This is a genomic window from Alteromonas sp. W12, from assembly GCF_001924945.1.
GTDB lineage: Bacteria > Pseudomonadota > Gammaproteobacteria > Enterobacterales > Alteromonadaceae > Alteromonas > Alteromonas macleodii.
In genome coordinates, this window is the sequence record NZ_LQXH01000001.1 from 530,872 (window position 1) to 539,854 (window position 8,983).

Consider the following 8,983-nt stretch of genomic DNA (forward strand, 5'->3'; position numbering starts at 1 on the left):
GTGTGTTGAATTACGTGAGTCCAAGCTTACGCTACGCGGTCGCTTTCTAAGTCTGCAAATTGCTTTTTTAGGTCGTAGCGCTCGTCTGTCACTATCTTCTCAAGCACAGAAACTCGTTCCTTAAGCTCTGCAATTTCGGCTTTATAAGCATCGGTTTCTTTGCTGCTAAGTTTCTTCTTACTTTTGTCTTTTGCACTTTCGACAATGGTAACTAAGGCCCAGGCACAAATGGCTACTATTGCAATCGCGGTCATATTCACGGTGGTATCCCTCACAAATGGCTTTAAAACAGTGTAGGTGAAAATTTGGCCTGTTGCCTAATTCACCCCGTATTTAGTTAAATACTTATCGGTAAAATTACTGCTTCGCTTCAGGTACTATAGCGGTTATCTAACATACTTTTTAGTAAAAAATGTAACCTGTTAAGTCCATCACACTAGCAGTGTTATAATGAGAGATTGCAAGTAGGTTGCCAAGTGACAAAAGTCATTACTTTCTAAGAAGTTAGAATGTTTACCTAAGCTAATACAAAATAAATGTTAATGAATTTCACCAAGTAAAGTAGCAAAATTGACGAATGAGTGACCAAAATAGCAACCGTCCAACACCAAACTTCGACCTTGCAAACAAGCAAACGCAAGAAAAAGAGGCTGTGCAGGAGCCGTTGACTGAAATCGCAATGGAAGACATCGCGACAGAAGAAGACATAATGTGGATGAGGCATGCGTTAACGCTTGCCGATAAGGCTGAGTCGATTGGTGAGGTGCCAGTCGGCGCCTGCGTAGTATTAAACGGTGAGCTTATCGGTGAAGGCTTCAATACGCCGATAACGGATAATGACCCATCTGCGCATGCAGAGCTACGCGCTGTTAAAGAAGCAGCAGCTGCGGTGCAAAACTACCGACTTATTGATGCTACGTTGTATGTGACATTAGAGCCCTGCTCTATGTGCGCAGGTATGCTGGTACATGCACGGGTAAAGCGGGTGGTGTTTGGCGCAAAGGATGCGAAGACAGGCGCTGCGGGCTCGGTCATGAACTTATTGCAACATCCTGCGCTTAATCATCAACTTGAGGTTGTATCTGGCGTATTAGCTGACGAATGTGCTAACAAATTGTCAGATTTTTTTCGCAAGCGCAGGAAAGAGATAAAGGCTGCCAAAAAGGCGAAAAGACTGCTAGAGGGTGATGCTTCAAGCTAATTTATAGCGTTGCCTGAAGTTGTGCTTATTCGTGTTTTCGCCCATTTGGTATATACCGGTTACATGGTCAATCATTGTGAACCAGATGGCATAGAGGTGGCTTAGCCAGGCGTACGGGTTAACTGAGTGAACATATCGCTGGTAACAAATAGCTTGCGGCGCTGAAGTACTTTTTGGTGACAACGCTTGAGCATAAGTCTGCGTCTGTTGTTGTTTTTCAATTTTATTCCTTTTTTCATAAATCGATTTTTTTTCATTTGTTCTCCTTTCTCGCGTTGTGGCCACTTTATGTTTTTCGTGACCACTTTTCTTCCTTCGTGCGCAGCTCTCTTTATTTGAACAAGTCTCACTTTATTCGAGAGATGTTGTCATTTAAGAGCTGCAGCTCTTCTAGAGCTTGTCATCGTTGAGAAAATAATTATTACTGAGAAAGTAAGTCAGTGTCTGACTAACTTCTTTTTAGGATACAGTACAAAGATGACATCGAAATGACAGTTTTCAAGAGAGAAGTAAGGTGAACTGCGTCAAATTTTTCCTTGTTCGTCCAACCATACTAAGCTGTCATAATAACGACGAATATTTTCCACATACTGTAACGCTTCATCGCCTCTTGCATAGCCATAGCGAGTAGTACGGTAATATTTCTTTTGCCTAAGCTGTGGCAAGCGACGCTTTACATCTACCCAAAGGTCTGGATTGCCACCTTGTTGCTCGGTAAGAATGCGTGCGTCCTCCAAATGGCCCATACCAATATTATACGACGCCATAGCCATCCAGGTTCTATCTGGCTCGCTAATTCGCGCAGGTATGCGATTGAGCAAACTGGCAAAATAACGAGAGCCTCCGCGAATGCTTTGTTCAGGATCGGTTCTGTCATCTACGTTCCAGTCACTTGCCGTATCCATGGTGAGCATCATTAGACCGCGAACGCCAGTTCTTGAAATAGCGTCACTGTCCCAGTGACTTTCTTGATAACTCATGGCCGCAAGCAGTCGCCAGTCTAATTCACCTGCATACTGTTGAAATAAGGGTTTGTATTGGGCAAGTGCTGTCTCGGCGGCATAATTAAACGCGCGACTGTCGACGTAATCGAACTGGCGAATATGGCCAAAGTACTTGTCTTCTAACACCGTAAACCAGCCTGACTGATGTACAGTACCAAAATATTCAATCAGCGCAGCTTTCACGGAGTCATCTTGATGTAATGGGAGTGCCCACGCCATCGGCATATCTTCATTAAGGGTTTTTGCCACGGCTAAGTTAGGATATCGCCTGCGCTGAAGAGCTAGACGGTTGCTGTCTGCTACCGTATAAGCAATGTCGCCATTGGCAACTTGTTGTAACAGTTCTTCAGAGTCAGAATCTTCGGTGGTAACAAGTTGGGTTTTTATTATTGGGCTTTCACTATCACTTGCTTGGTCGGTTACCTGGCCTAATAAACTAGACAGCAAGTGAGCTTGGCTGCTACCTGCCACAGTAACAATAGGGGCATCAAGTTCTAATAAGTCTCTAGGTCTCGATGTCCCTGCTTGGAAGACGAGCTCTTGTTGAACGTGTTGATAAGCTGGACCGTAAGCAAAACGACTTTTAAGTGAAGGCGTTACCGCATCGCCTGTCGCGACAATGTCCAGATTACCTTCTTCTAACTGTTCTAACATGACTTCATAGCTGTAGAAGGGGTAAAGGTCGAGCGTCACGCCAAGGTAATCGGCAAATCCTGCCAGCAGTTCATATTCAAAACCCTGCGGCCCCTCTGCGCCGTTATAAAATGTTCCTGCACCATAAACAGTTCCCACGCGGATCGACTCTCGTTCCAACAATGAAGAAAGGGCAGTGGGAACAGAAGGAACGCCACAACTCATAACAGCAATAGATAATATGATTATTAATTGTAGTTTTAATCGTTTTTTATAGTCTTGTGACTGCATAGACCTTTACTTGTTGTCATTAAACCATCTAAGTTTAAAAAAAAGTTCATGTAAGCGCGTTATGAGGTTACTTACTGCGCATAATTACTCTATAATCCGCGCCGAAATACTCATCAATCCAAGAGGCAACGCGTCGCATTGGTGGTCGTTGTTTCTAACAAACCAGGTAAATCAATATGTTGGTCCTTCGAGGCGCTCCTGCACTATCAGAGTTTAACCAAACTAAACTGATTGCAAAGCTGGGTCAATCCGGCGTTAGGGTTAAAAACCTATATAGCGAATATGTTCACCTAGTCGATTCCCAAGGTGACTTGTCTAAGCAGCAAATAGAGATACTCGAGAAGCTGCTCACTTACGGCCCCGCGAGGCAAGCACAAACCCCTTCTGGAACCTTCTTCCTCATTACTCCTCGCCCCGGCACTATCTCTCCCTGGTCTTCTAAAGCCACCGACATCGCTCACAACTGCAGTCTAAAAAATATCAACCGCATAGAACGTGGTTGTGCGTTTTATATAGAAACAGAAAACGGTGTGAGTGAAGATGATTTTGCGCTTATCGCTAGTTTCTTACACGACAGAATGACCGAATCAGTGTTCACCAATACTGATGAAGCTGCGGTACTCTTTTCACATACCGAAGCCAATACTTTTACCAGTGTAAATGTATTAGGCGAAGGCAAAGACGCGCTAGTTAATGCAAATGTGTCGTTAGGCCTTGCTTTAGCTGATGATGAGATTGACTACCTGTTTGATAGCTTTACTAAGCTAGGCAGAAACCCGACTGACGTTGAACTTTATATGTTTGCGCAAGCAAACTCTGAACACTGTCGCCACAAAATTTTTAACGCTAGCTGGACCATTGATGGCGAGGACCAAGAGAAGTCGCTGTTTAAAATGATCAAAAACACCTACGAGTTGTTACCTGATCACGTGTATTCAGCTTACAAAGACAACGCAGCGGTAATGGAAGGGTGGCAAGCAGGTCGTTTCTTCCCGAACCCGCAGTCACACCAATACGAATACCATCATGAAAACATTGATATTTTGATGAAGGTAGAAACCCATAATCACCCAACGGCAATTTCACCTTTCCCAGGTGCGGCAACAGGCTCTGGTGGTGAAATCCGTGATGAAGGTGCTACTGGTCGTGGTTCAAAACCTAAAGCGGGTTTGGTTGGTTTTACCGTATCTAACTTACGTATTCCTGGTGCTGAACAGCCGTGGGAATTCGAATACGGCAAGCCACAGCGCATTGTAAGCGCCCTTGATATTATGCTTGAAGGCCCACTAGGTGGCGCAGCGTTTAACAACGAATTTGGTCGTCCTGCGCTACTGGGTTATTTCCGTACCTTTGAACAAGAAGTCAATAGCTTCAACGGTGTTGAAGTGCGCGGCTATCACAAACCTATTATGTTAGCTGGTGGTTTAGGTAATATTCGTCGCGAGCATATTGAAAAAGGCGAAATTACGGTAGGCGCTAAGCTTATTGTGCTTGGCGGCCCTGCAATGAACATTGGTCTTGGCGGCGGTGCAGCCTCATCAATGGCATCTGGCCAGTCAAACGAAGACTTAGACTTCGCTTCAGTACAGCGAGACAACCCTGAAATGGAGCGTCGCTGTCAGGAAGTGATTGATGCATGTTGGCAGCTAGGGGATAACAACCCTATTCAGTTTATCCACGATGTGGGCGCAGGTGGTCTTTCAAATGCACTGCCTGAGCTGGTTAATGACGGTGGCCGCGGCGGTAACTTTGAACTTAGAAAAGTATTGTCAGATGAGCCAGGTATGACACCTCTGGAGCTATGGTGTAACGAATCTCAAGAGCGCTATGTTTTATCTGTCGCGCCTGAAAATATGCCAGTGTTCGAAGCAATTTGTGCCCGCGAACGCGCGCCGTTTGCTGTGGTTGGTGAAGCCACTGCCGAGCAGCACCTCAACCTGAACGACAGCCAGTTTGACAACAAACCTATCGATATGCCTCTTGATGTACTTTTAGGCAAGCCGCCTAAAATGCACCGCGACGTAAGCTCGACCAAGGTTAGCTCGCCAGCACTAGACGAGGCAGGCATTACCTTAAGTGATGCAGCAAATCGCATTTTATCTTTGCCTACCGTGGCAGAGAAAACCTTCCTTATCACCATTGGCGACCGCTCGGTTACCGGCCTTGTAAGTCGCGATCAAATGGTAGGCCCATGGCAGGTGCCAGTGGCAGATGTGGCGGTTACTGCAACAGCGTTTGACACCTACCACGGTGAAGCGATGTCGATGGGTGAGCGTACGCCTGTTGCGTTACTATCGCACGGCGCGTCTGCACGTCTTGCTGTGGGTGAAGCGTTAACCAATATTGCCGCAGCAAACATCGGCGATATTAAGCGCATTAAACTGTCAGCAAACTGGATGGCAGCAGCTGGACACCCAGGTGAAGATGCGGGTCTTTATGAAGCGGTTAAAGCAGTGGGTGAGGAGCTTTGCCCAGAGCTAGGCCTAACCATTCCTGTGGGTAAAGACTCTATGTCGATGAAAACCGCATGGAATGAAAACGGTGAAGATAAAGCGGTGACTTCTCCGCTATCACTCGTTATCTCTGCCTTTGGCGCAGTAAAAGATATTCGCAAAACCCTAACGCCTCAGCTACGTACAGACAAAGGCGCAAGCCGCTTGTTACTACTCGATTTGGGCGAAGGGAAAAATCGCTTGGGCGCGAGCTGCCTGGCACAAGTCTATACTCAGCTTGGCGATAGCCCCGCAGATGTGGTTTCTGCAACTCGCCTTAAAGCCTTCTTTGACGCTATGCAGGCGCTTATCGAGAAAGGCTTGGTGTGTGCTTATCACGACCGTTCAGACGGTGGCCTGTTTACCACCGTTGCTGAAATGGCCTTTGCTGGTAAAACAGGTGTAAGCATTAACCTTGATAGCCTAGTTGGAAACGACATTGCCGTATTGTTCAATGAAGAACTAGGTGGCGTAATCCAAGTGCTTGAAAGCGATATGGATGCCGTTAACGCAGTACTGACTGAATTTGGTTTAACTGAATTGACTCACGATATCGGTACGCTTAATAGTACCGACATGATTGAGTTTAGTCGCGGTGGCGTTGCGGTACTTGCAGATAGCCGCGTATCAATGCGTACAACGTGGGCACAAACCACGTTTGAAATGCAGAAACTGCGTGATAACCCTGAGTGTGCTGAACAAGAACACGCGGCAAAGCAAGATGCTGCCGACCCAGGTTTGCATGCTGCGTTGTCTTATGATTTAAACGAAGACGTAGCAGCGCCCTATATTGCCAAAGGCGTTAAGCCAAAAGTGGCGATATTAAGAGAGCAAGGCGTAAACTCGCATCTAGAAATGGCGGCTGCATTTACTCGTGCAGGCTTTGATGCTATCGATGTGCACATGAGTGACGTGTTGGCTGGTCGCATTACTCTTGAACAGTTTGCGGGCCTTGCGGCTTGTGGCGGTTTCTCTTACGGCGATGTATTAGGTGCAGGTGAAGGTTGGGCGAAATCTATATTGTTCAACAGCATGGCTCGCGACCAGTTTGAAGGCTTCTTCAACCGTAACGATACGTTCAGCTTAGGTGTGTGTAACGGCTGTCAGATGCTATCGAACCTTAAATCACTGATTCCGGGTACTGAGCATTGGCCACATTTCGTGACCAATCAATCGGCGCGATTTGAAGCTCGTGTTGCAATGGTCGAAGTGATGGAGTCTAAGTCTGTGCTGCTTGATGGCATGGCAGGTTCGCGTATGCCTATTGCTGTGTCGCACGGTGAAGGCCAAGCTGAATTTGCCAATGACAACGCGCTGTCACAAGTAAGCGCGCAGGTGGCGATGCGTTACGTAGACAACTACGGCAAGCCAACCATGCAATATCCGGCAAATCCGAATGGTTCACCGCAGGGGATCACAGGCTTAACTTCACAGGACGGGCGAAGCACAATTATGATGCCGCACCCTGAACGTGTATTCAGAGCCGTGGCAAACTCGTGGCGTCCAGACGATTGGCAAGAAGATGGTGCGTGGATGCGTATCTTCAGAAATGCCCGTAAATTTGTTGGGTAACAAAGCACTGTTAGTTCGATAAAAACAGGGGGAAACCCCTGTTTATCTTTCGAAAAAATACTGTTTAATAAACGTTCATACCATAAATAGGTGTCAAAGCTTTGGCAAAGTGTCAAAAATCTGATTTTTGCCCTTGTCATCAGTTTGTCACTGATCTATTGTAGTGCAAGCAAGGAATGCGATTAGGTTACAGGAGTTGAGTTAGGGTTGTACCAGTGAAAGGCATGCGCCAGCTGGTTTAAATAATAAGAGACGACCGATGAATCGTTCTTCTAAAGGGTTTGGCTTAACCGGAGTGGCTGTAGCTGTAGTGCTGATGTTCGTAACTGCTGTTTTTAGCACATCTGCGAAGTCTGCCGAAGCTCCAACAACGCTAAGTGTGCAGTCTTCAGTTAAGTAGTCTGAAAGAAAAATTCTAACGCCCGTATCAAGTTGCTTGATACGGGCGTTAATCATTAGGGGACAATAAAAACGTTCAGCATATAGCGCTTCATGAGAAAAGCCTAAAAGCTACACCTAAAGACAAGCCCAAAAAAGCAAAGCTGACTCAACGAGTTCTTGCCTCTCATTTTATCCTTTCTTATTTTTTTCTCTGTTAATTAATTTCTGCTGCGGATGCTTTTTCAAAAGCACATATGTAGCACCAAAGCCTCCGTGCATCGGTTGAGCCGTATGGTAGGCAATGACTTCGTCTAGTTCTCTTAGCCAATGGTTAACATAACTTTTTTTCAAAGCGGGAAAGGGTTTGCTATTTTCACCTGTTCCATGTTTTATGAGCAGTGCACGAACCCCGCGTTCGTGACTAGATTTAATGGTGCTATAAACCAGGTCTCGGCTTTGTTCTAAGGTTTTCCCTGAAAGTGTTACGTTGGCCTCTAGAGGGTATTTACCAAGGCGAAGTTTTTTAAAAACGCCGTCTTGAATACCGGGCTGCTGGAAGTGTATGAAATCATCAGGGGGTACCGGCTTTACACCTTCCATGCTCAGTGGATTAGCGAGTTTTTCGCGGACGCTTAACTGCCTAGCCGCTCGTTTTTGTTTTTCAGCGAGCGCCTTTTCAGGATCGTGTAATAAAGCCTTATCATCTGAAGCGATTGGTTTTACATCTTGCATTTCTGCAAAAAACGAATCGATATCGTCGTTTTCAAATTGGCTCATATTAATCCCCGTATAAGCTACTTCTCTATCTTTTATACGCTATTTCTGCCCCGTTGGTCTATGGAGCATAACCGCTCGATATATCACCGGGCGCAACGAACAGCAGCACCGTCGATTACAGTGTAATTATAAAGTGGGGATTAAATTCTAAAAATCATCGTTTAGTAAATGGCACCGGGTTCCGCTAAAGCTTCAATAGCATCCCACTCTTCTTCAGAAAATGGGCACTGCTCAGCTGTTTCGGCACAACTATCAGCGTTATCAGGTGGGGGGAAATCGAAAGTCATAATGCTCTCCTGTTTTGAAGAGTATTACTTAAATTGGCTAAATTACAACCAAAGTATAATAAATTCTTCAATATTACAGGCGACGGTGTGTATAAGCATCTTTACTAAAAAGCAGAAACGTTGCGCAATTAATGGCGTCCCCAGCTGGAATCGAACCAACATCTAAGCCTTAGGAGGGCCTTGTTTTATCCATTAAACTATGGGGACCTAATGCGTAGGGAGTTTTATTATACGTAGTTCGGGAAAATACGAAACCCTTTGTCAACAAGGTGCAGCGCTATGAGCAGAATGTCTCTGTCATTGACGTGAAAGTAATGAGCCCATGGCCTGGTTTTCTAATGCATA

The 8,983-nt window shown here is 45.7% G+C and carries 8 protein-coding genes and 1 tRNA gene; 3 read left to right on the top strand and 6 right to left on the bottom strand.

Translation table 11 applies throughout. The features are described from left to right. Window positions 1-26: 26 nt before the first annotated feature. Window positions 27-254: a hypothetical protein gene (locus tag AWH61_RS02190; RefSeq protein WP_014975858.1), complete on the bottom strand. Its 228-nt coding sequence runs from the start codon at window positions 252-254 to the stop codon at window positions 27-29. A gap of 323 nt (window positions 255-577) precedes the next feature. Between AWH61_RS02190 and tadA the strand changes: the two genes are divergently transcribed. Beyond that, window positions 578-1,201, top strand: coding sequence for a tRNA adenosine(34) deaminase TadA (tadA, locus tag AWH61_RS02195; RefSeq protein WP_014948572.1), 624 nt, complete (start codon window positions 578-580; stop codon window positions 1,199-1,201). Between the two features lie 101 nt (window positions 1,202-1,302). Here tadA and AWH61_RS20070 read toward each other — a convergent pair whose 3' ends face one another. Then, entirely contained in the window at window positions 1,303-1,458 is a 156-nt protein-coding gene (locus AWH61_RS20070) for a hypothetical protein (RefSeq protein ID WP_014975860.1), read from the bottom strand. 267 nt (window positions 1,459-1,725) lie between these two features. Continuing rightward, window positions 1,726-3,129: a membrane-bound lytic murein transglycosylase MltF gene (gene mltF / locus AWH61_RS02205; RefSeq protein ID WP_069943872.1), complete on the bottom strand. Its 1,404-nt coding sequence runs from the start codon at window positions 3,127-3,129 to the stop codon at window positions 1,726-1,728. 176 nt (window positions 3,130-3,305) lie between these two features. Here mltF and purL point away from each other — a divergent pair, with 176 nt between their 5' ends. Together purL and AWH61_RS20075 are read left to right on the top strand one after the other, a co-directional pair. Beyond that, on the top strand, window positions 3,306-7,193 hold the full coding sequence (purL, locus tag AWH61_RS02210; protein ID WP_075176119.1) for a phosphoribosylformylglycinamidine synthase: 3,888 nt from the start codon (window positions 3,306-3,308) through the stop codon (window positions 7,191-7,193). A 259-nt stretch (window positions 7,194-7,452) separates the two neighbouring features. Beyond that, a complete protein-coding gene (locus AWH61_RS20075) occupies window positions 7,453-7,593 on the top strand; it encodes a hypothetical protein (protein WP_162889815.1) in 141 nt (46 codons plus the stop codon). Between the two features lie 170 nt (window positions 7,594-7,763). Here the strand turns inward: AWH61_RS20075 and smrA are convergent, their stop codons facing one another. The 3 genes from smrA to AWH61_RS02220 form a co-directional block, all read right to left on the bottom strand. Then, entirely contained in the window at window positions 7,764-8,351 is a 588-nt protein-coding gene (gene smrA, locus AWH61_RS02215) for a DNA endonuclease SmrA (protein ID WP_014948576.1), read from the bottom strand. A gap of 161 nt (window positions 8,352-8,512) precedes the next feature. After that, window positions 8,513-8,638, bottom strand: coding sequence for a hypothetical protein (locus AWH61_RS20275; RefSeq protein WP_014948577.1), 126 nt, complete (start codon window positions 8,636-8,638; stop codon window positions 8,513-8,515). Window positions 8,639-8,770: 132 nt separating this feature from the next. Then, window positions 8,771-8,845 (bottom strand) — tRNA-Arg (locus AWH61_RS02220). Window positions 8,846-8,983 lie beyond the last annotated feature (138 nt).

Excerpts from the sequence above, each read along its gene's own strand:
- AWH61_RS02190 (WP_014975858.1), bottom strand. The coding sequence starts at position 254 with ATGACCGCGATTGCAATAGTAGCCATTTGTGCCTGGGCCTTAGTTACC.
- tadA (WP_014948572.1), top strand. The coding sequence starts at position 578 with ATGAGTGACCAAAATAGCAACCGTCCAACACCAAACTTCGACCTTGCA.
- AWH61_RS20070 (WP_014975860.1), bottom strand. The coding sequence starts at position 1,458 with ATGAAAAAAAATCGATTTATGAAAAAAGGAATAAAATTGAAAAACAAC.
- mltF (WP_069943872.1), bottom strand. The coding sequence starts at position 3,129 with ATGCAGTCACAAGACTATAAAAAACGATTAAAACTACAATTAATAATC.
- purL (WP_075176119.1), top strand. The coding sequence starts at position 3,306 with ATGTTGGTCCTTCGAGGCGCTCCTGCACTATCAGAGTTTAACCAAACT.
- AWH61_RS20075 (WP_162889815.1), top strand. The coding sequence starts at position 7,453 with ATGAATCGTTCTTCTAAAGGGTTTGGCTTAACCGGAGTGGCTGTAGCT.
- smrA (WP_014948576.1), bottom strand. The coding sequence starts at position 8,351 with ATGAGCCAATTTGAAAACGACGATATCGATTCGTTTTTTGCAGAAATG.
- AWH61_RS20275 (WP_014948577.1), bottom strand. The coding sequence starts at position 8,638 with ATGACTTTCGATTTCCCCCCACCTGATAACGCTGATAGTTGTGCCGAA.